Genomic DNA, 23135 nt, shown 5'->3' on the forward strand with positions numbered 1-23135 from the left:
TCTGGCTGCGCGCCGGCGCAGCCAGTCTTGCCAAGGAACTCATGTCCCGTTTTCGCTTTTTTTCCGCCCTGTTGGTCGCCGCCTGCCTGTTCCTGACGGGCGCGGCGCGCGCCGCCGACGACGACTTCCTCGATCCGTCCCAGGCTTTCCGCTTCTCGGCCACGATGGCCGACCAGCACACCATCGCCGTCACCTTTCAGATCGCCGACGGCTACTACATGTACCGCGAGCGCTTCAAATTCAGCGCCACCAATGCGACGCTGGGCACGCCGCAAATCCCGGCCGGCAAAGTCAAGTTCGACGAAACCTTCAACAAGAATGTCGAAACCTATCACGCCAGCGTGACGATCCGCATTCCCGTCCAGGCCAGCGGCGCCTTCACGCTCAACGCGGGCGGGCAGGGCTGTGCCGACAAGGGGCTGTGCTATTCGCCGCAGGAATACCGCGCCGAGCTGGTCGCCACCGGCGGCATGAGTACGCCAGCCGCGGCGGCGCAGCCGACATCCCTGATTGCGCGACTGCAAGGCCCGCCGCCGGCCGTCGATACGCCGCCGGCCGCCGTCGCCCCTGCCACAGTGGCCGCCGCCCCGCCCCGCTCCGAGTTGAGTGGCATCGCCGTCGTCCTCGGCGAGGGTAAATTGCTGGCCATCGTCCCCGCGTTCGTGCTGCTGGGCCTGGGCCTGGCCTTCACCCCGTGCGTGTTGCCGATGGTGCCGATCCTGTCGTCGATCATCGTGGGCGAGGGCGCCAGCCAACGCTGGCGCGGCCTGATCCTGTCGATTGCCTATTCGCTCGGGATGGCCATCGTCTACACGCTGCTCGGCGTCGCCGCCGGCCTGGCCGGGGAGGGCCTCGCTGCGGCGCTGCAAAACCCGTGGGTGCTGGGTGCGTTTGGCCTCTTGATCGCGGGCATGGCCCTGTCGATGTTTGGCGTGTATGACCTGCAACTGCCGGCATCGCTGCAGACAAAACTGGCCGGCGCATCCGGCCGCCAGTCGTCCGGCAAGCTGGCCGGCGTGTTCGCCATGGGCGCCATTTCCGCCCTCATCGTCGGGCCCTGCGTCGCGGCGCCACTGGCCGGCGCGCTGGTCTACATCAGCCAGACGCGCAACGTCGTCATCGGCGGCGCGGCGCTGTTTTCGATGGCGGTCGGCATGAGTATCCCGCTGCTGCTGGTTGGTGTCTCGGCCGGTTCCTTGCTGCCACGCGCGGGCGCCTGGATGGATGCCGTGAAACGGTTCTTCGGCGTGCTGATGCTGGGCATGGCGCTGTGGCTGACCGCTCCCGTGCTGCCGCCCGCGCTGCAAATGATCCTGTGGGCTTCGCTGCTGCTGGGCTACGGCATGTTTTTGATGCGCCATACCAAACACTGGGCGGCAATGGCAGCGGGCGCCGTGTTTGCCATTTTGGGCGCGATGCAGGTGGTGGGCGTGGCATCCGGCGGGCGCGATGCGCTGGCGCCGCTGGCGCACCTGGGTGGTGGCAATGCGCACAAGTCGCTGGCGTTTACGCGCATCAAGACCGTGGCGCAGCTCGATGCGGCGCTGGCGCAAACCGGCGGCAAGACCGCCATGCTCGATTTTTATGCCGACTGGTGTGTGTCGTGCAAGGAAATGGAAAAGCTGACCTTCGTCGATCCCGCCGTGCAGGCCTCGCTGGCCAATTCGGTGTTGCTGCAGGTGGACGTCACGGCGAACGATGCCGATGACAAGGCCATGCTGAAACGGTTCGGTTTGTTCGGGCCGCCCGGCATCATCCTGTTCGACCGCACGGGCCGCGAGATTGCCGACAGCCGCGTAATCGGCTACCAGGATGCGCGCAAGTTCAACGCATCCCTTGCGCGCCTGAATTAAGCCGCTGCCGGCTCGGCCAGCAGCGACAGCAGGCGCGCATCGAGCGCCTGCGCCATTTCATTGCCCTTGGTTTTTTTGACCGCTTCCAGATAGGGCGCACGCAAGGCGCGCAAATCGTCCAGCGTATCGGCGCGTTCCACCTTCAGTTGCAAGGCAAAGCCGCGCAAACCCAGATTGCCGCGGATGGTTTCGTTATAAAACCTGTGGACCGACTTGAACCGTTCGGTGTCGCCGGCCGGCAGTTCGGCAAACACCGAAGGCGGCGCCGCAGGTGGCGCCACCGCCTGCGGCGCCACGTCGATGACGCCATCCACGCTGACCAGATCCAGTTCGCCCAGCTTCACCGCACCCCCATGCAATTTGTGCATGCGCCGCAAACCTGGCGGCACCCGCGCAACGACCGGCGCCACGTCGACCACGTCATCCTCGGCGCAGGGCAGTGAGTGGATGAATTCCTGGGTCACCAGCTCATCGAAACTGGTCTTGTCCAGACCCAGCTTGGCAAGGTGCTGCAGCAATTCCGACACGGGCCGGCGACCGTCGATCATCACCAGCACGCTGCGCAAGCGCACGCTCAAATGATGCTTGCGGGTGGCAATTTCTTCACGGCCTTTGTCGGTCTTTTCGTAAACGCGTTTGCTCATGTCGCCCTCATAGAATATTGCCATGTGGATAGGTTGCGCTTGAGCATTGCATCGTCACTTTTAAATGTCAACGTTTTGTCATAAAGCGACGAGCAGGTGTTGCGCTTTTGCCAGCCTAAAAGTAGATGACGTAAAAAAACTGCCCCGGCGCAGTGCGCGGGAGCAGTGCGCGGCAGACGCAGCTTGATCAGCCCTGCGTCGCGTGCCCGCCTTTCCAGAACTGGCCGCCATGGCTGCGGCGATGCATGCCCTGCTTGTCGAAGACGGCTTTCTGTTCCGGCGTCAGTTGCGCATAGAAAGCATTCAGGGCCGGCAAGCGCGCCTCCATCTCGGCGGTGCGCTGCTTCTGCATGGCGATCATTTGCTCCATGCGCGCCGGCGCCGACATTTCCTTGAAGTTGGCCCGTTCGCCCCGGGCATGCGGCGTTTGCGGCTTCAGCGATGCGATATAAGCGCGGAAGGCGTTTTCCTGGGCCGGCGTGATTTTCAATTCATCGTGCAGGCGGGCGCTACGCTTGGCGGCGAATTCTGCCATCTTCGCCTGGCGCTGTTCCTGCGTAGCAGCGGTGCCGTGGCGGCCTTGGGTGCTGTCCGGCGCGGCGCTCTGCGCCTGTACGCCCATGGTGGCGGTCCCCATGCCCAGGACTGTCAGGCCGATCAGGACGTTTTTACGAAAGTTGTTCATGGTGATCCCCGTTGAAGTTAAGTGAGTGCAGCGCCAGGACTGGCTTGCACAGTTCCCATCTTGCGACCTGGATGTAAGCGAGGCGTGTCGCGTACCGCCCTCTTTGTATCAATATGTTTCGACCCGGCGACCATATACACGGCGATACAAATAGGCTGTCCGGAGCAGCATGAAGCAGGGATAATCGCAGGATGGACACTATTTCTACCATTTTGATCGTCGATGACGACCGCGACATCCGCTCCCTTCTGGCAGATTACCTCGAATCGAACGGCTACCGCGCGTTGGTGGCCGCCGATGGTGTGGGCATGTGGAAGACGCTCGACGAAGCCCGTCCCGACCTGATCGTGCTTGATTTGAACCTCCCCGGCGACGACGGCCTGACCCTGTGCCGCAAGCTGCGCGCCAATTCCACGCTGCCGGTCATCATGCTGACCGCACGCAACGAGCCGCTCGACCGCATCCTGGGCCTGGAAATGGGGGCCGACGACTACCTGCCGAAGCCGTTCGAGCCGCGCGAACTGCTGGCCCGCATTCGCAGCGTGCTGCGCCGCAGCCATGCGATGCCGTCGAATACGCCGTCCGAAAATGTCCAGCAGATGCGCTTTGCCGGTTGGACCCTAGACCTCACCGCGCGCCATCTGCTCAATCCGGACGGCCTCGTGATCATGCTGTCGGGCGCTGAATTTCGCCTGCTGCGCGTGTTCCTCGAGCACCCGAACCGCGTGCTCAACCGCGACCAGTTGCTCAATCTCACGCAAGGGCGCGACGCCGACCCGTTCGACCGCTCGATCGACATTCAAATCAGCCGCCTGCGCCAGAAGCTCGGTGAAGACGCGCGCCTGCCGCAAATCATCAAGACCGTGCGCAATGGCGGTTACGTGCTTGCCGGGCAGGTCACCGTGGACCCGACCGCGTGAAAGCGTTTTTTGGTTCGATGACCGGGCGGGTCTTCATTACCCTGTTCCTCGGGATCTTGCTCAGTGCCGCGCTGACCCAGCTGCTGGCCGATCTGGAGCGCCAGCGCGTGCTGGAAGAGTATCGCGACTTTCACACGCTCGAGCGCGCCGAGCAACTGATCATGGCCACCGAAATCGTGCCTTCGTCGGCGCGCCATACGTATCTCGGCATCGCCAACCGCCCCGGCGTGGTGCTGGAAACGGCGCCGTCCGAGGGGCGCAAGGCACCGGCCATCACCGAATTTGCGGCCGGCCTGGCCACCCGCATGGGCAAGGCGTACGGCATCGCGTCGCTGGCCGACCGGCCGCCGGTATGCGACATGCCGCACCAGCAAAAGCTGTTGTACGGCTTGCTGCGTGTGCAATGGCGCGGCGCCTGCGAAGCGCTGAGCGTGACGCTACGCGATGGCGAAAAGCTGCGCCTGTCGGTGCTGCCGCCACAATTTGCGACAGATTTGCCCAAGACCGATTTCCGCGCCGTGCTGGCCCTGTTCGTGCTCAGTATCGCCGCGCTGGCCTACCTGGTCGCGCGCATGACCACCAGTCCCTTGAAGAAACTGGCGCAGGCGGCCAAGAACCTCGGTAACGACATCAACCACCCGCCGCTGCAACTGACAGGCGTGTCGGAAATCCGCCAGGCCAGCGCGGCCTTCAATGCGATGCAGGCGCGTATTCGCCAATACATTGCGCAACGCACGGAAATGCTGGCCGCCATCACCCACGACTTGCAGACGCCCTTGACGCGCCTGCGCCTGCGCCTGGAAAAAGTGTCCGACGGTGAATTGCAGCAAAGACTGATCGGCGATCTGTCGGCCATGCAGGAAATGGTGCGCGAGGGCCTCGACCTGGCGCGCAGTTCCGACACCAATGAAACCATGCAGGCGCTCGACCTCGATTCCTTGCTCGACAGCGTCTGCGCCGACGCCACCGACGCTGGCCAGGACGTGGTGCTGGTCGGCCGCGTCGCCATGCGCGCATTCGGCCGCCCGATGGGGCTGCGCCGCTGCCTGGTGAACCTGATCGACAACGCCGTCAAGTATGGCCACGATGCGCGCGTGACGGTGGAGCGCACTAAGGGCGCGGCGCGCATCCGCATCCGCGACAGCGGTCCGGGCATCGAGGCCGCCGAACTGGCGCGCGTGTTCGAGCCGTTTTATCGCGTGGAATCGTCGCGTTCGCGCGAATCCGGCGGTACCGGTTTGGGCCTGACCATCGCGCGCAACATCGCCGAGCAGCACGGCGGCACGATCGCGTTGGCCAACCACCCTGACGGTGGCCTGGAAGTGACGCTGATGCTGCCAGAATACTACGCGGGAAGGTAATTGCTCTGTAGTAATCCTGTTGTAAACTGTAGCGCCATGAGAAAATGTCAGGTAGTCCTTCGACTGGACCGGCACTCATACAAACTCTTCACTCATTAAATAAAAGAAGCCGCGGGCGACGCGGCGGGGACCTCGCAATGCAAAAGAAGAACCTGGGATACCTGGCCGGCGCGGTCGTGTTGGTGGGCGCTGGTGCGTGGTACTTCACCTCATCGGGCGGCGCAGACCAGAAAGCGCTCGCCGGCAAGGATCGCGCCCAGCCGCCCACCACCGTCAGCGTGGTCGCCCCGCTGCGCCAGGATGTGCCAGTCGAGCTTGCCGCCAACGGCACCGTGACCCCGCTGCAAACCGTCGACCTGCGTGCCCAGACCACCGCCACCATCCGCCAGGTGCACATCAAGGAAGGCCAGTTCGTGAAAGCGGGCACCCTGATGTTCTCGCTGGACGACCGCTCGGACGTGGCGAATGTCGACAAGGCCCAGGCGCAAGTGGCACGCGACCAGGCGACCCTGGCCGACGTCGAGCGTCAATACAAGCGCAGCCAGGACCTGGTGGCCCAGAAGTTCCTCGCCCAGAGCGCCGTCGATACCCTGAAAAGCCAGGTCGACGCCGCCCGTGCCACGTTGCTGGCCGATCAGGCCGCTGTGCGCGCCTCGCGCGTCAGTGCCGGTTATTCGACCATCCGCGCGCCCTTGTCCGGCCGCGTCGGCGCCATCAATGTGTATCCGGGCAGCCTGATGCAGCCAGCCACGTCGCTGACCACCATCACCCAGCTCGATCCGATCAGCGTCTCGTTCACTTTGCCCGAGTCCAGCCTGGGCAGCCTGCTGGCGGCGCAGAAGAGCGGTAACGTCGCGGTCCAGGCCAGCGTCGGCAGCGCCAAGCCGCTGACGGGCAAGCTCAGCTTTGTCGACAATACCGTCGATGCCCAGTCCGGCACCATCCGCGTCAAAGCCGAGTTCGACAACCGCGACAGCAACCTGTGGCCGGGCCAGTACGTCAACACCCGCGTCACGGTACAGACCATCAAGGACGCGGTCGTCATCCCCCAGCAAGCCATCGTTACCAATGCGCACGGCACGTTTGTGTATGTGGCGCAACAGGATCAATCGGCGAAACTGGTGCCGGTCGCGCGCCTGCACGCGTTCGGCCTGAACGCCGCCGTCAGCGGTTTGACGGGCCTTGAACAGGTCATCACCGACGGCAAACAGAACCTGCGTCCGGGCGGCAAGATTCGCCTCGCGAAGGCGGCACCAGCTGCAGCAACGGGCAACGCGTCATGAACGTCTCCGAACTGTGCATCCGCCGGCCGGTGATGGTGATTCTGCTGTCGATCGCCCTGATCCTGGTTGGCGTGCTGTCATACGGAAAAATCCCGGTTGCGGCCCTGCCCAGCTATAACACCCCGGTCATCAATGTCTCGGCCAACCTGGCCGGCGCATCGCCCGAGACCATGGCGTCGTCGGTGGCGCTGCCGCTCGAAAAGCAATTTTCGACCATTTCCGGCATCAACCTGATCACCTCCACCAGCACCCAGGGCAGCACCTCGCTGACGCTGGAATTCGATACCAGCATCGACGTCAACGTCGCCGCGGTGGACGTGCAGGCCGCGCTGCTGGGCGCCCAGCGCCAGTTGCCAAAAGAAATGACGGAGTTGCCGTCCTACCGCAAGGTTAACCCGGCCGATGCGCCGGTGCTGTTCATGACGATGACATCGCCATCGATGAATCTGTCGGAATTGAACGACTACGCCGAAAACCTGGTCTCGCCGAGTATTTCGACCCTGCCGGGCGTGGCGCAAGTGAGCGTGAATGGCCAGAAACGCTTTGCCGTGCGCGTGCGCGCAAAATCCGACCTGCTCAACGCCCGCAACCTGACGCTCGATGAACTGGCCACGGCGATCAACACCGCCAATTCGAACGCACCGCTCGGCATCCTCGACGGCCCCAGCCAGACGCTGACGATCCAGGGCAATGCCCAGCTGATGCGCGCGTCGGAATTTGCCGACCTGATTGTCGCCACCCGCGACGGCCAGCCGGTGCGCCTGAAAGATGTGGCGGACGTGGAAGACAGCTACCAGTCGGTCAAGTCGGCCGGCAGCTACAACGGCGAGCGCTCGATCGTGCTGCTGGTGCAGCGTCAGCCGAACGCGAACACGGTGCAGGTGGTCGACGCGGTGCGCAAGCTGCTGCCGCGCTTCCAGTCGCAATTGCCGGCATCCATCAAGATCAACCTGGTCAACGACCGCTCGGTGTCGATTCGCGAAGCCATCCACGACGTCAACTTGACCCTGGGCCTGACCATTTTACTGGTCGTGCTGGTGATTTTCCTGTTCCTGCACCGCGCCGCCGCCACCTTCATTCCCGCCGTGACGATGCCGATCTCGCTGCTGGGCGCGCTGGCGCTGCTGTACTGGCTCGGTTACAGCCTGGACAACGTGTCGCTGCTCGGCATCACCCTGGCGGTCGGCCTGGTGGTGGATGACGCCATCGTGGTGCTGGAAAACATCGTGCGCCACATCGAGATGGGCAAGAAGCCCATGAACGCCGCCCTGATCGGCGCGAAAGAGATGGGCTTTACCATTATCTCGATCTCGATTTCGCTGGTGGCCGTGTTCATCCCGATTTTCTTCATGCCGGGCGTGATCGGCCTGCTGTTCCACGAATTTGCCGTGGTCGTCGGCCTGTCGATCCTGGTTTCGGCGGTGGTTTCCCTGACGCTGGTGCCGATGCTGGCCAGCCGCTTGCTGCCCGAGCACAAGCACGGCGAAGAAGAAAAAACGTTTATTGGCCGCCATTTCGAAGCCGGCTTTGCCAAGCTGCGCGACGGCTATGTGCGCACGCTCGATATCGCGCTGGCCCACCGCAACGTGGTGCTGCTGGTCGCGCTGGCCACGTTCGGCCTGACCATCTGGCTGTACATCACGATCCCCAAGGGTTTCTTCCCTGAAGAAGATTTGGGTCAAATTCGCGTGAACACCGAAGTGGCGGAAGATGCCTCCTCGGCTCAATTGCTTGCGCTGCAAGAGAAGGCGGCTGCCGCCATCAAGGCCGACCCCAATGTGCAGGATGTGACCTCGTTCACCGGCGCTGGCACCAGCGGGCGCATGTTTCTGGTGCTGAAACCGCGCAATGAACGCAAGGCCATGCCGGCCGTGATGGAAAGTTTGCGCAAGGCCACCCGCGCCATTCCCGGCATCACCGTCTACCTGGCGCCGGTGCAAAACCTGCAGCTGGGCGGGCGCCAAAGTAAAAGCCGCTACCAGTACACCTTGCAAAGCGTGACCGGCGGCGACATCGGCAACTGGGCCACCGAATTCGTCGAGCGCATGCGCAAGGATCCACGTTTCCGCGACGTCACCAGCGATTCGCAAAACAGCGGCTTGCAGGCTTCGCTCAACGTCGACCGCGACAAGGCCAACGCGCTCGGCGTGTCGATGGCCGATATCCGCACCGTGCTGTACGCCGCGTTCGGCGAGCGCCAGGTCTCGACCATTTATTCGACTGCCGCCAGTTATTACGTGATCATGGAAGTGGCCGAGCAGGACCGCCAGTTCGACGATGCCCTGGCCAAATTGTCGGTGCGCAGCAAGACTGGCCAGCTGGTGCAACTGTCCAGCATTGCCAGCGTCAAGCGCACGGTTGGCCCGCTGGCCATCAATCACCAGGGCCAATTGCAGGCGATTACCCTGTCGTTCAACCTGGCGCCGGACGTGCCGCTCGGCAGCGCCACCGCCGCCATCGACCAGATGGGGCAAGACATGAAACTGCCGGCCGCGATCATCACGAAATACGGTGGCGATGCTGCTGTTTTCCAGGATTCGCAATCGAGCCAGCTGATTCTGATCGTGGCCGCGCTGGGCGTCATTTATATTTTGCTGGGCGTGCTGTACGAAAGTTTCATCCACCCGCTGACGATTTTGGCCGGCTTGCCGTCGGCCGCGGTGGGCGCGCTGCTGACCTTGCGCATCTTCGGGCTGGACCTGACGATGATTGCGATCATCGGCATCCTGATGCTCATTGGTATCGTCAAAAAGAACGCCATCATGATGATTGACTTTGCGCTGGACGCGCAGAGAAATGGCGGCATGACGCCGGCAGAAGCGATTCGCGAGGCCTGCGTGCTGCGCTTCCGCCCGATCCTGATGACCACGCTGGCGGCCCTGATGGGCGCCTTGCCGATTGCGCTGGGCCTGGGCGCTGGCGCCGAACTGCGCCAGCCGCTCGGTCTGGCCGTGGTCGGCGGCTTGCTGTTCTCGCAGGTCATTACCTTGTACATCACGCCGGTGATCTATCTGTTCCTCGATAGATACAGCGGCAGCGGGCCCATGACGGACGATGAACTGGCGCAGCACGACAGTCAGGCCGCTTCCGGTGGCGGGACGGCGTTGCCGGGCAAGCAAGGTCGGGCGGAACCGGTACACTAAGCACGCAACGTCAATTGCTGAAACACCTTGTAACAACCATCAGGACGGGGTTCTTGTAAGCTAGTGAGCAATGTCATAACGGTACCGTAACGATGGGGCCGTCGGAAAACGTTTAGACTGCGGCACTGTGCCCGTTTTTGCCCTCGAAGCTCCCTGGAAAGTTTGTACCATTGCGCGATCACTCCCACCATGCCGTTGACGACAGCGACATTTGCTCCCACTGCGGCCAGCCCATGCCCGGCACGCGCGAGCCGAGCTACGGCGGGCGCAAGCCGAACCGCACCAGCCTGATCGTCACCGTCCTGCTGCACTTGCTGCTGGTCGCCATTTATTTGTTGCAGCCAAAGTTGAAACGCCCGAAGCCGGCCTCGGAAGGTGCTTCCATTACTTATATTGCCCCGCTCAAGCAGGGCAAGCCGACCCCGAAACAGCGCGAAATCAAACCTTCCGTCGCCAAGCCGACGCCGCCCCGGAAAACCCCTGCGCGCGTGCCCGAGCGGGTCAATGTGCAGCGCCTGCCCAACACGATTACGCTCCCGGATGAGAAGCCCGTGCCGCTGGCAAAGGCAGAGGAGTCGACAAAATCCGAGCCGGCGCCCCCGACCACGGACATGAACGCCATGATCGAAGAGCGTCGCCGCCAGCGCGGTGCCGCCACGCAGACCTCGCCGTCGACCGAGGAAAGCGAAGATGAACGGGCCAATCGCATCATCCGTCGCAATATCGCGTCGGCAAACAACGCGTCGCGTGAACAAGGCGAGTCCGAGTCGACCGTCTCGACCAAGAACAAATCGTTTAGCCATCTCGATATGAGCATCGTCGGTTTCAATGCGAAATTCAATCGTCCATGGCTCAGTACTTACAGCGTCGAACTGGGTAACGCGGTCGACATCGAAACAGCTGCGGTCGACAAATTGATTGCCCTGCATAAAGCGGCTGGCATTCAAATAATTAACTGGCAAAGGCCGCCCCAGAAGCCGCTGAAATTGAGCTTGCGTCCTGAAGATCTGGATGCAACGCGTGCGTCTCTCCTGAAAGAACTGTTCCCGGGTTACATCAAGCCGCGCTGACCCGAACCTCATCTGCCGGGCGACGGCGCAGCCTGCCAGTTCAAGGGCAGTATGATCATGGGCATGGGAATGGCCTTGACGGAAGAGACGCAGTTCGACGAACGCAATGGTCGCATCAGGAACCCTAGCCTGGCCGAGTATCACGTGCCAGACACCCGGACGTGCCGGAGCTCGAGGTGCTGTGGACAGATATTCCCGACCCGCATGCGCCGATGGGCTCGCTTGGAATTGGCGAGATCGGCATCACGGGGACGAGCGCGGCAATTGCGAATGCGGTCTACAACGCGTGCGGGACGCGGGTGAGGAATTTGCCGATCACGCTCGATAAGCTGATGGACTTTGGCGGTTAAATACCGCCACGTCCGTCACCCCCGCCTGCGCGGTGGTGACGGTTTGAAGCCAGGGGTGAGTTTTACCCGCGTGCCTTCAACAACCGCGCAATATCTCGCGCAAAGTACGTCAGCACCGCATCGGCCCCGGCGCGTTTGAAGGCCATCATCGACTCCATCATGACCTTGTCGTGATCCAGCCAGCCATTCTGCGCCGCAGCCTTGAGCATCGCGTACTCGCCACTGACCTGGTAGGCAAACGTCGGCACCTTGAATTCATCTTTCACGCGGCGCACGATGTCGAGGTAGGGCATGCCCGGCTTCACCATCACCATGTCGGCGCCTTCGGCCAGGTCCAGCGCCACTTCGCGCAGGGCTTCGTCGCTGTTGGCCGGGTCCATCTGGTAAGTATTTTTGTCCGCCTTGCCCAGGTTGGCCGACGAACCCACCGCATCGCGGAACGGGCCGTAGAAGGCCGACGCGTACTTGGCCGAATACGCCATGATGCGCGTGTGGATATAACCCGCGTCTTCCAGCGCGGCGCGGATGGCGCCGATGCGGCCATCCATCATGTCCGACGGCGCCACCACATCGACGCCCGCCTCGGCCTGCGCCAGCGCCTGGCGAATCAGCATGGCAATGGTTTTTTCGTTGACGATGTAGCCCGACTCGTCCGGCAAGCCGTCCTGGCCGTGCGTGGTGTACGGGTCGAGCGCCACGTCGGTCAGGATGCCCAGTTCCGGAAAGCGGCTCTTCAGCTGACGCACCGCGCGCGGCACCAGGCCGTCCGGGTTGGTCGCTTCCACGCCGTCGTAGGTTTTTAGCGACGCATCGATGACCGGGAACAGCGCCAGCACGGGAATGCCGAGGTTGACACAGTCCTGCGCCACTTCCATCAGCAAATCGAGCGATACCCGTTCCACGCCCGGCATCGACGCGACCTGCTGGCGCTGGCCTTCGCCGTCGAGGATGAAGACGGGGTAGATCAGGTCGGCGGCCGTGATCGTGTTTTCCCGCATCAGTGCGCGCGAGAACGGATCGCGACGCATGCGGCGGGGACGGACGGCGGGGTACTGGGCGTGGGGAATGAGCATCGGATATCCTAATAGTTAGTCGGGGGCGCGCTCCGGGGCAGCGCTATCGCCCTCTTCGTCGCCTGCTTCACCTTCAATTGCTTCGTCATCCTGATCGAGGCCAACCAGTTCCAGGATCTTGTCGTTGGCTTCGTCGATACCAACCCGTTTCAGGGCCGAGAACAGCTGCACCGTGAACGGAAAGCCTTCGCCGTCTTCATCGACGTAACTGGCCAGCGTGGCGCGGGCCGAGCGCAGGGCATTGGTCGATTCGTTGCGGTTGAGCTTGTCGGACTTGGTGAGGATGCAGTGAATCGGTTTGCCGGTCGGGGCGAACCATTCCAGCATCTGCACGTCGAGGTCGGTGAACGGGCGACGCGAATCCATGATCAGCACCAGCGCGGCCAACTGGTCGCGCCGCTGGACATAGTCGCCCAACAGTTTTTGCCAGTGCAGCTTGGCCGAACCGGATACTTCCGCATAGCCGTAACCGGGCAAGTCGACCAGCAGTGCTTCGATTTCATCGACGATGGTCGCATCCTTGCGGTGCTGGGCGATATGGGCGCCGCCAATCGAAAAATAATTGATGTGCTGGGTGCGGCCAGGGGTTTTCGACGCGAACGCCAAACCCTTCTGGTTGGTCAGGATATTAATTGCGGTCGATTTACCCGCATTGGAACGGCCAGCAAAGGCGATTTCCGGCACTTGGGTGGTCGGTAAATCACGTAATTGATTCACGGTCGTAAAGAAGCGGGCTTGCCAGAGTTTGGACATGGGGGAGAAGAGGTGAAAAGTGCAACAAATGAGGCGGGGAGCGCAGACAGCTATTGTACAATAAGCTTGCATGGTCTTTTGGATCGGGTTGGTAAAGGGCGATGCGGTGACAATCCCGGAACCTTTATTTACTCTTATTCAGGGTGGTTGAATGAATCGTGCGTTTTTACCAGTGCTCGCTGCGGCGTTGTTGAACACTGCGGCATTTGCCGCCACGGCGCCCGCCGCGCCGGCCGTGAAACCCGACCCCGCCAAGGGTGCCACCCTGTACGCCAACGGCGACACGGCCCGCAATATTCCCGCCTGCGTTACCTGCCACGGCGCCGCCGGTAATTCGACCATGGCCGCCAACCCGAAATTGTCCGGTCAAAATCCCACCTATCTGTACAAGCAGCTGGTCGATTTTACGACCCCCAACCGCGTCAATCCCATCATGACGCCATATGCCAAGGCCCTCACCGACGCCGAAAAACACGATCTGGCCGCTTTCCTGGCCGCCCAGCCGGGCAAGCCGGGCGCCGCCAAAAACAAGGACACCGTCGATCTGGGCCGCAAGATCTGGCGTGGCGGCATTGCCGAGAAGGGCGTCGCCGCCTGTGCCAGTTGCCACGGCGCTGCCGGCGCAGGGATTCCGGCCCAGTATCCACGCCTGGCTGGCCAGCACCAGGAATACACGCTGGCCCAATTGGTCGCGTATAAAGACAACAAGCGCAGCAACAGCGTGCAAATGACGACGCTGGCCAAGCGCCTGTCCGACGACGAAATGAAAGCCGTGTCCGACTACATCGCCGGCGTCAAATAGGCAAGATGGGTCGAAGATGGTATAAGGGGCGGCGGCGTGAGCGGGCTGCCCTTTTTGTTTTCACTGGAAAGTCGAATGAGCACCACAGGAATTGAACTTCAGACGCGGCGTCGCTGGCTGGCCGAAACGGTCGAGCTGGTGTCGTCGATGCGTTTTGCCATCAGCATGCTGGTGATTATCGCGATCTCGTCGATGATCGGCACCGTCATGAAACAAAACGAAGCGGCCCCCAATTACATCAACCAGTTCGGGCCGTTCTGGGCGTCCATTTTCGACAAATTCAGCCTGTATGCGCTGTATTCGAGCTGGTGGTTTTTGCTCATTTTTGCGGCACTGGTGAGCTCGACCGCGCTGTGCATCACCCGCAACGGCCCCAAGATGCTGCGCGACATGCGCAGCTGGCGCGATAATGTGCGCGAAGATTCGCTGCGCAATTTCCACCACAAGGCCGAGTGGCAAGCCGCCATCCCCCGCAGCGCGCTGGCACAGCAAACCGTGCAGCGATTGCAGGATGCCGGCTACCGCGCGAAAATCGTCGACAAGGGAGACGGCACGCTGGTGGCGGCCAAGAAGGGCGCGGCCAACAAGCTGGGCTATATCTTCGCCCACAGTGCGATCATCATCATCCTGCTCGGTGGCATGCTCGACTCCGACCTGCCGATTCGTTTCCAGGAAGCGTTCATGGGCAAGAGCGCCTTCGCCGGCAGCGGGTTGATCGCCCAGATTCCCGCGCAGCACCGCCTCAGCGCGGACAACCCCACCTTCCGCGGCAACACCATGATCCCCGAGGGCCAGGCCAGCGACACCGCCATCGTCGCGCGTGCCGACGGCATCCTGGTGCAGCCGCTGCCGTTCACAATCAAGCTGAACAAATTCATCATCGACTTTTACTCGACCGGCATGCCGCGCCTGTTCGCCAGTGAAATCGTGGTGCATGACAATGAAACCGGCAAAGAGTTCCCCGCCACGATCAAGGTCAACGAACCGCTGATCTACCGCGGCGTGGCCGTCTACCAGAGCAGTTTCGAGGACGGCGGCAGCAAGCTCAAGTTGACCGGGTTTCCCATGGCAGGCACCGAATCGAAGGACTTCCCGTTCGCCGGCGAAGTCAACGGTTCCACCGATTTGCAGCGCGGCGGCTACACGGTGGAGTGGTCCGGCTTCCGGCCATTCAACGTGGAAAATACGCAAGCCGCCGACCTGCGCGCGGTCAGCAAGGGTAAATCGTTCAGCGAGGAATTTGCCCAGGGTCTGGACAAGCATTCCGGTTCGGCTGGCAAGAACGCCAACAATAAAAATTTGAAAAACGTCGGCCCCAGCGTGCAATACAAGCTGCGCGACAAGACCGGCCAGGCGCGCGAATACATGAACTACATGCAGCCGGTCACGCTCGACGGCGCTGAAGTGTTCCTGGCCGGCATGCGCAGCGATCCGGCCGAGAATTTCAGCTATCTGCGCATTCCCGCCGACGATGAGCACAGCGTGCGCCAGTGGATGCTGCTGCGCGCCGCACTGGCCGACCCGGCCTTGCGCGCCGTGGCAGCCCGCGCCTATGCGCAACGCGTCATGCCGGCCAGCAGTACGCCGGCATTGACCGAACAGCTGGCCACCTCGGCCGCCAAGACGCTGGATATTTTTGCAGGGCAGGGCAGCGACGGCGGCTTTGTCGGCGTCGCCAAATTCCTGGAAAAGGTGCCCGCCGCCGAGCAGGAACGCGCCGCCGACCTGTTCATGAAAATGCTCAATGGCGTGATGTGGGAACTGTGGCAAGCGGCGCGCGCACGCGCCGGCATGGTGCCGGTGACTGCCGACCAGCCGCACGGCCGCTTCCTGCAACTGAGTCTGAATGCGCTGTCGGATAACGTTTTCTATGCAGCACCTGTCTACTTGCAGCTGGACGATTTCACGGAAGTGAAGGCGTCCGTGCTGCAGGTGAGTCGCTCGCCGGGCAAGAAAGTGGTCTATCTTGGCTGTATCTTGCTGATCCTGGGCGTGTTTTCCATGTTTTATGTACGCGAGCGGCGCCTGTGGGTCTGGCTGACCGATAGCGCGGACGGATCGCACGCGCTGATGGCCATGAGCACCCAGCGAAAAACGCTCGATTTCGAGAACGAATACAAAGACCTGGCAGCCAAACTGCCACAACTGGCGTAGTCTGGCCGCAGGAGATCACCATGCAACTGACAAGCACCGAAACCTATATCCGTCCCGACGGCTACTTCCGCCGCCTCTCCGCCATCGACTGGCTGTTTGGCGCCGGCCTGCTGGCCGCGGTCCTGTTCGCGCTGAGCCGTTACGGCGCGTACATGGATATCTACGAAAAAATCATCCTGCTGGCGGCTGCGCCGACGTTTGCCGCCCTGGGCTGGCATTTCAAGTCAGTGCGCTGGCTGATGCCGCTGGTGGCCGCGCTGGCGCTGCTGGCCATTGCGCAATACGGCGGGTCGCTCGACGGGGCAAATAAACGCTTCCTGCTGAAATACATGCTGTCGAGCCAGTCGGCTATTCTGTGGATGAGCGCGTTGTTCGTGTTCTCCACCGTGTTCTACTGGATCGGCCTGATCGCGCGCTCGCCCACCGGCGCCGCCATCGGCTCCAAGCTGTGCTGGGCCGCGGTGGTGCTGGGTTTTACCGGCATGATGGTGCGCTGGTACGAGTCTTACCTGATCGGCGCCGACGTCGGCCATATCCCGGTGTCGAACCTGTACGAAGTATTCATCCTGTTTTCGATGATCACCGCACTGTTTTATCTGTATTACGAACAGCATTACCGCACCCGCCAGCTGGGCGCGTTCGTGCTGCTGGTGATCACCGCCGCCGTCACTTTCCTGCTTTGGTATACGGTCGCGCGCGACGCCGCCGACATCCAGCCGCTGGTGCCGGCGCTGCAAAGCTGGTGGATGAAAATCCACGTGCCGGCCAACTTCATCGGATATGGCACCTTTGCCCTGGCCGCCATGGTCGGTGTGGCGTATCTGCTCAAATCGCACGGCATCCTGGCCGACCGCCTGCCTGCGCTGGAAGTGCTCGACGATGTCATGTACAAGGCGATTTCCGTCGGCTTCGCGTTTTTCACGGTTGCCACCATCCTGGGCGCGCTGTGGGCGGCCGACGCATGGGGCGGCTACTGGTCGTGGGATCCGAAAGAAACCTGGGCGCTGATCGTCTGGCTCAACTACGCGGCCTGGCTGCACATGCGCCTGATGGCTGGCCTGCGCGGGCGCGCGGCAGCGTGGTGGTCGGTGGTGGGCTTGCTGGTCACCAGCTTCGCTTTCCTGGGCGTGAACATGTTCTTGTCCGGCCTGCATTCTTACGGCAAGCTTTAAACGCCGGTTCACAGGCGGCGAAACACCGGCAAATGGTGTACTGTTAAGCGTAATCAATACGCTTCCACCTTTGCCGGAGTTCTCCATGCTGATCAAACGCAGTTCCCCGCACGCCGTGCCACTGGCGTCGGAAATCACGCCCCAGGCCATCTACGAAGAGCGCCGCAAGTTCATCGCCAAGATGGCGCTCGGCGCCGTGGCTGGCAGCGCGTTGTGGGAAATGGCCAACCGCGAAGCCTTTGCCCAGGCCCCCGCCGGCGCAAAAATAGCCGCCAAACGCAATGCCGCCTATTCGCTGGCCGAGACGCTTACGCCGGTCAAGGACGCAACGACTTACAACAATTTCTATGAATTCGGCACCGACAAGAGCGACCCGGCAGAGAACGCGCACACGCTGAAAACCCGTCCGTGGACCGTGCAGATCGAAGGCGAAGTCAAAAAGCCGATGACGCTCGATCTCGACAGCCTGATGAAACTGGCCCCGCTGGAAGAGCGCATTTATCGCCTGCGCTGCGTCGAGGGCTGGTCGATGGTCATTCCGTGGGTCGGTTTCTCGCTGTCGAACCTGATCAAGAAGGTTGAACCGACCGGGAACGCCAAATACGTCGAATTCACGACGCTGGCGGACAAAGCGCAAATGCCGGGCATCCGCAGTCGCGTGCTCGACTGGCCTTACGTGGAAGGCTTGCGCATGGATGAAGCAATGCACCCGCTCGCGCTGCTGACCTTCGGCATGTATGGCCAGGTACTGCCGAACCAGAACGGCGCACCGGTGCGCATGGTCCTGCCCTGGAAATACGGTTTCAAATCGGCCAAGTCGATCGTCAAGATCCGCTTTTTGAAAGAGCAGCCGAAGACAGCCTGGAATGTGTCGGCGCCGCAGGAATATGGTTTTTATTCGAATGTGAATCCGAATGTGGATCACCCGCGCTGGTCGCAGGGAACCGAACGCCGCATCGGCGAAGACGGCTTTTTCAAGAAAAAGCGCGAAACGCTGATGTTCAACGGTTATCCGGAAGTCGCATCGCTCTACGCTGGCATGGACCTGAAAAAATTCTTCTGATGGCGTTCAATCCGACTCCGAAACAATTCAAGGGTCTGAAAGCGGCGCTGTTTGTTGCGGCGCTGATCCCCCTGCTGCGCATGGTGTACCTCAGCGTGACGGGCGCCCTGGCCGACCCGCTGGCGTTCATCACGCACAGCAGCGGCGACTGGACCCTGTATTTTCTGGTGATCACCCTGTGCGTGACGCCGGTGCGGCGGCTGTTGAAATGGAACTGGCTGGTACGCATGCGCCGCATGTTCGGGCTGTACGCCTTCTTTTATGCGTTTTTGCACTTCACCGCGTTTCTGTGGTTCGACCACTTTTTCGATCTGGCGGCGATGTGGAAGGATGTGCTCAAGCGGCCCTTCATTACCATCGGCTTTATCGCTTTCGTGCTGTTGATTCCGCTGGCGGTGACCAGCAATAACGCCATGATTCGCAAACTCGGGGGCAAGCGCTGGCAATGGCTGCACCGGCTCATTTATATCATCGCACCGCTGGGGATTGTGCATTACTGGTGGATGAAGGCGGCCAAGAACAATATCGGCCAGCCTTTTCTGTTTGCGGTGATTGTGGCGGTGTTATTGGGTGCACGCGTTTACTGGAGCGTGACGAAGAAGAAGGCGCAGGCGGAAGCTGCGCGCGTCTAGTTGGGGTGACGCTTACTTTAAGACCGACTCCAGCTTGAACAAATCTGCCGGCAATTCGCGCTGGCGCACCACGTGCACCTGGTCGCCGTCGACCAGAATCTCCGCCGCCCGGCCACGCGTATTGTAGTTCGACGCCATCGTCATGCCGTACGCGCCGGCCGTGTGCATCACCAGCAAATCGCCCGCTTCCACACTCAGTACGCGGTCTCTGGCCAGCCAGTCGCCCGATTCGCACACCGGACCGACGACATCGTAGTTGTCGGCATTGCCGTCGCGCTGAACGACCGGCGCCATCTTCATCCACGCCTGGTACATGGCCGGACGCATCATGTCGTTCATGGCCGCGTCGACGATGCAGAAGTTCTTTTCCACGCCGGGTTTCAGGTATTCCACGCGCGTCATCAGCACGCCGACATTGCCGACGATCGAGCGGCCCGGCTCGAAAATGACCTTGATCGGACGGCCGCCGTGGCTGCGTGCGCGCCAGGCATCGATGCGGGCGAACAGGCGGCCCAGGTAATCGGCGACTGGCACCGGCGCCGCTTCGCCCACTTCGCCGTAGTCGACGCCCAGGCCGCCACCGATATCGAGGTGGTGCAGCACAATGCCTTCGTGCGACAGCGTGTCGATCAGGTCGATCAGTTTATCGAGCGCTTCGAGCAGCGGCGCATCGTCCAGCAATTGCGAACCGATATGGCAGTCGATGCCAACCACGTCGAGGTGCGGTAGCGCATGGGCGGTGCGGTAGGTGTCCAGCGCATCGTCGAAGGCCACGCCGAATTTATTCGCTTTCAGGCCGGTGGCGATGTACGGGTGGGTCTTGGCGTCCACGTTCGGGTTCACGCGCAGCGACACCGGCGCGCGCTTGCCCATCGCGCCGGCAACAAAGTTCAGGCGGTGCAGCTCGGGAATCGATTCGACGTTGAAGCACAGGATGCCGTGTTCCAGGGCCAGGCGCATTTCATCTTCGCTTTTGCCGACGCCCGAAAAGATCACCTTGCCCGGATCGGCGCCAATGGCCAGCACGCGCAGCAATTCGCCGCCCGAGACGATGTCGAAACCGGCGCCCTGGTGGGCCAGCAAGTCGAGAATGGCCAGGTTTGAATTGGCCTTCATCGCATAGCACACCAGCGCATCGCGTCCGGCGCAGGCATCGGCATACGCCGCATAATTGCCCAGCAGTTGCGCCTTTGAATAGACGTAGGTTGGCGTGCCGAATTGCGCGGCGATTTGTGGCAAAGGGGTGCTCTCGGCGTGCAGCACGCCGTCCTGATAAGTGAAATGCGACATGGTCTTATTGTTGGGCGGGTACAGGGGAGGCGTCGGGCGGCGACGGTTGTTGCGACGCGGGCGTGCCCGGCGTGGCTGCTGGCGGCAAGACCGTCACGGGACCGGTCGCAACGGGACGGGGGCCGGGCGGTGCTTTCGGCATGTACAGCGGACCGGTCTGGCCACAGCCGGACAGGACAAACGCAGCACACAGAAACGCAAAAGTTGACTTCACGATTAGAATCACGGATTGATTAGCAGACCTTGGAGTGTAGCATGAGCGAAACAGAATTTTTGGACCTGGCCAACAGCACGCTGAACAGCATCGAGGCCGCGCTCGACCGCGCCAACGACGCCGACATCGTGGACGTGGAATGCACCCGCAGCGGCAATGTGCTGGAGATCGAATTCATCGCCAACGGCAGCAAAATCATCGTCAACAGCCAGGCGCCGCTGCAGGAGATGTGGGTGGCCGCCAAGGCCGGCGGCTACCACTACAAACGCGTCGACAATGCATGGCTGAACACGCGCGACAACAGCGAGTTGTTCGCGGTGCTGTCGGAACTGGCCAGCGGCCAGGGTGGCGCTGCGGTGACGCTGCGCGCCTGATTACTTCTTGTCGACGGGCTTCTTGACCGGGCCCTTGACCTGCGGGGCCTGTTGGGCCTGCGCGATCGCACTGGCGCAATCGGTGTCCGGCACCTTAGTCACGTTCACCAGCGGCAACACGGCGGCCAGCGGTGAGACGATCGACGCCAGCACGGCGGCGGCGCCAGCCTTGAGGGCGATCGGCGTCTTGTACGGGCCGATGTCCGGATTGGAAAACGTGCCCTTGGCGTACAGCGGCGTGCGCAGCGTCAGGATGCGCGTGCCTTTGGTCTGGGGCCGTATGTCCAGGTTCAGTCGTTCCTCGGCCAGGTCGACGTAGCCATTCACGTCGATCACGGCGTCATCGGTGTCGAGCACGAAGCGCTGCATGTTGGCGCGGCCATTGCGCACGGCCGACTCGGCCGCCAGGCAATTCATGTGCACCTGCTTGTCGCCGAACAGTTTGGCAGCCACCGCATTCGCCACATTCAAGCCTGCAATTTCCAGGATAAATTTACTCACCGACCCTTCCGTCACCACGGCCTTGATTTCGCCGTTGGATGTGCCCAGCATCGCCGCTACGGTGTTGCCCTTGCCGATCAATACCGCATCGCCATTGATTTCGCCAAAGCTGGCCTGCATCGACTGCAGCTTGGGGAACAGTTCGCGGATTTTCAGGTGGCGCGCCGCCACGCGCGCCTGCGCATCAATGTTCTGCTTGCGGCCATCGAGCTGGATATTGCTCGAAATATTCCCGCCGGCCATGCCGAAATTCAGAGGCGTCAGTTTCAGTACCTTGTCGTGCAGGTGCAGGTCGGCCACCACATCGTCGAGCGGAATGCCATTCGTGCGCACAATGCGTTTGCCGGTGAATTTCACGTCCGCATCCATTGCGCCCCATTTGGCGGTGTTGAATTCGTCGACCGGCAGCGCCTTGCCGGACGGGGCGGCTTTGAGCTTGCCTGCCGCACGGGTGCCAGCGCCTGTATCGGCACCAACCGAAGGGCCCAGGTCGGCCAGGCGCAGCTGCTGTGACGTCAGCTGGCCGCGCAACAGGGGCCGCGTGGCGCGTTGCACGTACGCCAGCGTGCCGGCGATATCGCTGGCGCCGACCTTGCCGCTGAATTTGTCATATGTAAACGTCCAGCGCTGGTCGTCGCCCTTTTGGCCGAGCAGGCGGCCGTGCGTTTCGTAGGGCGGGGTGTCGGGAAGCAGCACGCCGGTCAGCGGATACAGCTCGGCCATGCTGGGCCCGGCCAGCTGCATTTGCAGGTCCATGCCCGACAGGGTTCTGGGGTCGGACAGGGTGCCGCGCAAATCGATCTTGTTGTCGCCGATATTCGCATGCGCCTCGAGGGGGAAGGTGATGTCGCTGTCGGTGAGCGTGAGCACCGCGCCGGCCTTGCCGCCGCCGCTCACGCGCGCCTTGTTGTAGCTGCCGCCCAGCGTGAAGGCCAGGCCGTAGGGTTGCGCGCCTTTGGCGGCTGGCTGGGTGTTGCCGTTGATCGACTTGGCGTCTGCCTGCAGATCCAGGCCAATCGCTTCGTCCAGATAGCGCAAATTTCCGCTCGAAAACGCCAGGCGCTGGATGTCCACGTTCCACTCGGAAGGCCCATTGTCCTTCAGCGTCCACGAATTACTGCCGTCCTTGCGCCGTTGCAGGGCCACCTGCGGGCCGGCCAGGCGCAGGTCGGTGATGATCAATTGTTTGCTCAGCAGCGGAAGGATGCGAAAGCCAACCTCCACCCGCTCCGCCGCGGCCAGTTGTTTGCCCACCGTGGCCCACGTCGGGTTGCTCATGTGGATATTTTCAGCGCTGACGTAGGGGCGCGGCACCCAGCGCCGCCAGCCTTTTTCGGTATCGAGGCCGCGATGGAATGTGACGTCCAGCCTGCCCTCGATGGCGAACGTGCGTCCCGTGCTTTCGGACACCTTGCGGTTGATGTAAGGCTTGAGCATGTTCCAGTCGAACAGCAAGAACAGAACAATAAGCAGCAGGAGCGAGGCAAGCACCAGGGCGCTTGCCTTGCGGGCTGTAGAAAGTTTTTTCATGGCTAGTTACCCAAGTCGATGGATGCACGCACGGAGTGTCGGCGCGACCCCTAACCATAACCATGGTTGAGAAATCTGTTTGTTAAATAACCAGCATTGCGGGTGCATTCGCCCGTTTCATTGGTCTAACGCGGGGCCCGCTGCTTTTCCCTGGCGCGTCATGCGCCAGAAATATTCTATGCATATTATATGGCGGATCAGTCCAGTTGACGTCGTTTTAACGGCTTTTACCGGATTTGCGATATTTTTGTGATCAATTCGACAATTC

Annotated in this window: 20 protein-coding genes; 13 read left to right on the forward strand and 7 right to left on the reverse strand. The window is 61.9% G+C overall.

Annotated features, from left to right (window positions below; all coding sequences use genetic code 11):
- The first annotated feature begins 41 nt into the window (after window positions 1-41).
- A complete protein-coding gene (gene dsbD / locus V6M87_RS16600; protein ID WP_332877758.1) occupies window positions 42-1853 on the forward strand; it encodes a protein-disulfide reductase DsbD in 1812 nt (603 codons plus the stop codon).
- On the opposite strand, the gene V6M87_RS16605 is transcribed toward dsbD, so the two are convergent.
- Window positions 1850-2497: a hypothetical protein gene (locus tag V6M87_RS16605; protein WP_332877759.1), complete on the reverse strand. Its 648-nt coding sequence runs from the start codon at window positions 2495-2497 to the stop codon at window positions 1850-1852. The two genes, dsbD and V6M87_RS16605, sit on opposite strands and share 4 nt — an antisense overlap.
- A gap of 187 nt (window positions 2498-2684) precedes the next feature.
- Entirely contained in the window at window positions 2685-3182 is a 498-nt protein-coding gene (locus tag V6M87_RS16610; RefSeq protein WP_332877760.1) for a Spy/CpxP family protein refolding chaperone, read from the reverse strand.
- A 191-nt stretch (window positions 3183-3373) separates the two neighbouring features.
- Here V6M87_RS16610 and V6M87_RS16615 point away from each other — a divergent pair, with 191 nt between their 5' ends.
- The 6 genes from V6M87_RS16615 (at window position 3374) to V6M87_RS16640 (ending at window position 11309) form a co-directional block, all read left to right on the forward strand.
- Complete coding sequence (locus tag V6M87_RS16615) at window positions 3374-4102, forward strand: response regulator (RefSeq protein WP_332877761.1); 729 nt, start codon at window positions 3374-3376, stop codon at window positions 4100-4102.
- The gene (locus V6M87_RS16620; RefSeq protein ID WP_332877762.1) at window positions 4099-5463 is read left to right on the forward strand and encodes an ATP-binding protein; all 1365 of its coding nucleotides are present in this window, start codon (window positions 4099-4101) and stop codon (window positions 5461-5463) included. The genes V6M87_RS16615 and V6M87_RS16620 overlap by 4 nt, the downstream gene beginning before the upstream one ends.
- Before the next feature lie 137 nt (window positions 5464-5600).
- Window positions 5601-6746 carry an efflux RND transporter periplasmic adaptor subunit gene (locus V6M87_RS16625; RefSeq protein ID WP_332877763.1) on the forward strand — a complete coding sequence of 382 codons (1146 nt, stop codon included), beginning with the start codon at window positions 5601-5603 and terminating at the stop codon, window positions 6744-6746.
- Window positions 6743-9889, forward strand: a complete 3147-nt coding sequence (locus V6M87_RS16630; RefSeq protein ID WP_332877764.1) for an efflux RND transporter permease subunit — start codon at window positions 6743-6745, stop codon at window positions 9887-9889. Before V6M87_RS16625 ends, V6M87_RS16630 begins: the two co-directional genes overlap by 4 nt.
- A gap of 233 nt (window positions 9890-10122) precedes the next feature.
- Window positions 10123-10959, forward strand: a complete 837-nt coding sequence (locus V6M87_RS16635) for a hypothetical protein (protein ID WP_332877765.1) — start codon at window positions 10123-10125, stop codon at window positions 10957-10959.
- Between the two features lie 176 nt (window positions 10960-11135).
- Window positions 11136-11309, forward strand: a complete 174-nt coding sequence (locus tag V6M87_RS16640) for a hypothetical protein (RefSeq protein WP_332877846.1) — start codon at window positions 11136-11138, stop codon at window positions 11307-11309.
- A 62-nt stretch (window positions 11310-11371) separates the two neighbouring features.
- On the opposite strand, the gene hemB is transcribed toward V6M87_RS16640, so the two are convergent.
- Together hemB and yihA are read right to left on the reverse strand one after the other, a co-directional pair.
- Complete coding sequence (gene hemB / locus V6M87_RS16645) at window positions 11372-12382, reverse strand: porphobilinogen synthase (RefSeq protein ID WP_332877766.1); 1011 nt, start codon at window positions 12380-12382, stop codon at window positions 11372-11374.
- Window positions 12383-12397: 15 nt separating this feature from the next.
- Window positions 12398-13135: a ribosome biogenesis GTP-binding protein YihA/YsxC gene (gene yihA, locus V6M87_RS16650; RefSeq protein WP_332877767.1), complete on the reverse strand. Its 738-nt coding sequence runs from the start codon at window positions 13133-13135 to the stop codon at window positions 12398-12400.
- Between the two features lie 151 nt (window positions 13136-13286).
- Between yihA and V6M87_RS16655 the strand changes: the two genes are divergently transcribed.
- The 5 genes from V6M87_RS16655 to V6M87_RS16675 all read left to right on the forward strand — a co-directional run bounded on the left by V6M87_RS16655 (window position 13287) and on the right by V6M87_RS16675 (window position 18958).
- Window positions 13287-13937: a c-type cytochrome gene (locus V6M87_RS16655; protein WP_332877768.1), complete on the forward strand. Its 651-nt coding sequence runs from the start codon at window positions 13287-13289 to the stop codon at window positions 13935-13937.
- Window positions 13938-14012: 75 nt separating this feature from the next.
- Window positions 14013-16091 carry a cytochrome c biogenesis protein ResB gene (locus tag V6M87_RS16660; protein WP_332877769.1) on the forward strand — a complete coding sequence of 693 codons (2079 nt, stop codon included), beginning with the start codon at window positions 14013-14015 and terminating at the stop codon, window positions 16089-16091.
- Window positions 16092-16111: 20 nt separating this feature from the next.
- Window positions 16112-17263, forward strand: a complete 1152-nt coding sequence (gene ccsB / locus V6M87_RS16665) for a c-type cytochrome biogenesis protein CcsB (protein ID WP_332877770.1) — start codon at window positions 16112-16114, stop codon at window positions 17261-17263.
- Window positions 17264-17348: 85 nt separating this feature from the next.
- A complete protein-coding gene (msrP, locus tag V6M87_RS16670; protein WP_332877771.1) occupies window positions 17349-18326 on the forward strand; it encodes a protein-methionine-sulfoxide reductase catalytic subunit MsrP in 978 nt (325 codons plus the stop codon).
- Entirely contained in the window at window positions 18326-18958 is a 633-nt protein-coding gene (locus tag V6M87_RS16675) for a sulfite oxidase heme-binding subunit YedZ (RefSeq protein ID WP_332877772.1), read from the forward strand. Before msrP ends, V6M87_RS16675 begins: the two co-directional genes overlap by 1 nt.
- A 12-nt stretch (window positions 18959-18970) precedes the next feature.
- Here the strand turns inward: V6M87_RS16675 and lysA are convergent, their stop codons facing one another.
- Both lysA and lptM read right to left on the reverse strand, forming a co-directional pair.
- Window positions 18971-20248 carry a diaminopimelate decarboxylase gene (lysA, locus tag V6M87_RS16680; protein WP_332877773.1) on the reverse strand — a complete coding sequence of 426 codons (1278 nt, stop codon included), beginning with the start codon at window positions 20246-20248 and terminating at the stop codon, window positions 18971-18973.
- Between the two features lie 4 nt (window positions 20249-20252).
- A complete protein-coding gene (gene lptM, locus V6M87_RS16685; RefSeq protein ID WP_332877774.1) occupies window positions 20253-20462 on the reverse strand; it encodes an LPS translocon maturation chaperone LptM in 210 nt (69 codons plus the stop codon).
- Between the two features lie 41 nt (window positions 20463-20503).
- Between lptM and cyaY the strand changes: the two genes are divergently transcribed.
- The gene (cyaY, locus tag V6M87_RS16690; RefSeq protein WP_332877775.1) at window positions 20504-20836 is read left to right on the forward strand and encodes an iron donor protein CyaY; all 333 of its coding nucleotides are present in this window, start codon (window positions 20504-20506) and stop codon (window positions 20834-20836) included.
- Here cyaY and V6M87_RS16695 read toward each other — a convergent pair whose 3' ends face one another.
- Window positions 20837-22867: an AsmA family protein gene (locus V6M87_RS16695; RefSeq protein ID WP_332877776.1), complete on the reverse strand. Its 2031-nt coding sequence runs from the start codon at window positions 22865-22867 to the stop codon at window positions 20837-20839. It lies immediately after the preceding gene.
- Between the last annotated feature and the right edge of the window lie 268 nt (window positions 22868-23135).

The sequence above is a fragment of the Massilia sp. S19_KUP03_FR1 genome (genome assembly GCF_036688685.1).
In the GTDB taxonomy this organism is placed as follows: domain Bacteria; phylum Pseudomonadota; class Gammaproteobacteria; order Burkholderiales; family Burkholderiaceae_D; genus JALYUM01.

Excerpts from the sequence above, each read along its gene's own strand:
- V6M87_RS16605 (WP_332877759.1), bottom strand. The coding sequence starts at position 2,497 with ATGAGCAAACGCGTTTACGAAAAGACCGACAAAGGCCGTGAAGAAATT.
- lysA (WP_332877773.1), bottom strand. The coding sequence starts at position 20,248 with ATGTCGCATTTCACTTATCAGGACGGCGTGCTGCACGCCGAGAGCACC.
- V6M87_RS16695 (WP_332877776.1), bottom strand. The coding sequence starts at position 22,867 with ATGAAAAAACTTTCTACAGCCCGCAAGGCAAGCGCCCTGGTGCTTGCC.
- V6M87_RS16630 (WP_332877764.1), top strand. The coding sequence starts at position 6,743 with ATGAACGTCTCCGAACTGTGCATCCGCCGGCCGGTGATGGTGATTCTG.
- ccsB (WP_332877770.1), top strand. The coding sequence starts at position 16,112 with ATGCAACTGACAAGCACCGAAACCTATATCCGTCCCGACGGCTACTTC.
- yihA (WP_332877767.1), bottom strand. The coding sequence starts at position 13,135 with ATGTCCAAACTCTGGCAAGCCCGCTTCTTTACGACCGTGAATCAATTA.
- V6M87_RS16660 (WP_332877769.1), top strand. The coding sequence starts at position 14,013 with ATGAGCACCACAGGAATTGAACTTCAGACGCGGCGTCGCTGGCTGGCC.
- dsbD (WP_332877758.1), top strand. The coding sequence starts at position 42 with ATGTCCCGTTTTCGCTTTTTTTCCGCCCTGTTGGTCGCCGCCTGCCTG.
- V6M87_RS16675 (WP_332877772.1), top strand. The coding sequence starts at position 18,326 with ATGGCGTTCAATCCGACTCCGAAACAATTCAAGGGTCTGAAAGCGGCG.
- cyaY (WP_332877775.1), top strand. The coding sequence starts at position 20,504 with ATGAGCGAAACAGAATTTTTGGACCTGGCCAACAGCACGCTGAACAGC.
- V6M87_RS16635 (WP_332877765.1), top strand. The coding sequence starts at position 10,123 with ATGCCCGGCACGCGCGAGCCGAGCTACGGCGGGCGCAAGCCGAACCGC.
- V6M87_RS16610 (WP_332877760.1), bottom strand. The coding sequence starts at position 3,182 with ATGAACAACTTTCGTAAAAACGTCCTGATCGGCCTGACAGTCCTGGGC.
- hemB (WP_332877766.1), bottom strand. The coding sequence starts at position 12,382 with ATGCTCATTCCCCACGCCCAGTACCCCGCCGTCCGTCCCCGCCGCATG.
- V6M87_RS16615 (WP_332877761.1), top strand. The coding sequence starts at position 3,374 with ATGGACACTATTTCTACCATTTTGATCGTCGATGACGACCGCGACATC.
- V6M87_RS16625 (WP_332877763.1), top strand. The coding sequence starts at position 5,601 with ATGCAAAAGAAGAACCTGGGATACCTGGCCGGCGCGGTCGTGTTGGTG.
- msrP (WP_332877771.1), top strand. The coding sequence starts at position 17,349 with ATGCTGATCAAACGCAGTTCCCCGCACGCCGTGCCACTGGCGTCGGAA.
- V6M87_RS16655 (WP_332877768.1), top strand. The coding sequence starts at position 13,287 with ATGAATCGTGCGTTTTTACCAGTGCTCGCTGCGGCGTTGTTGAACACT.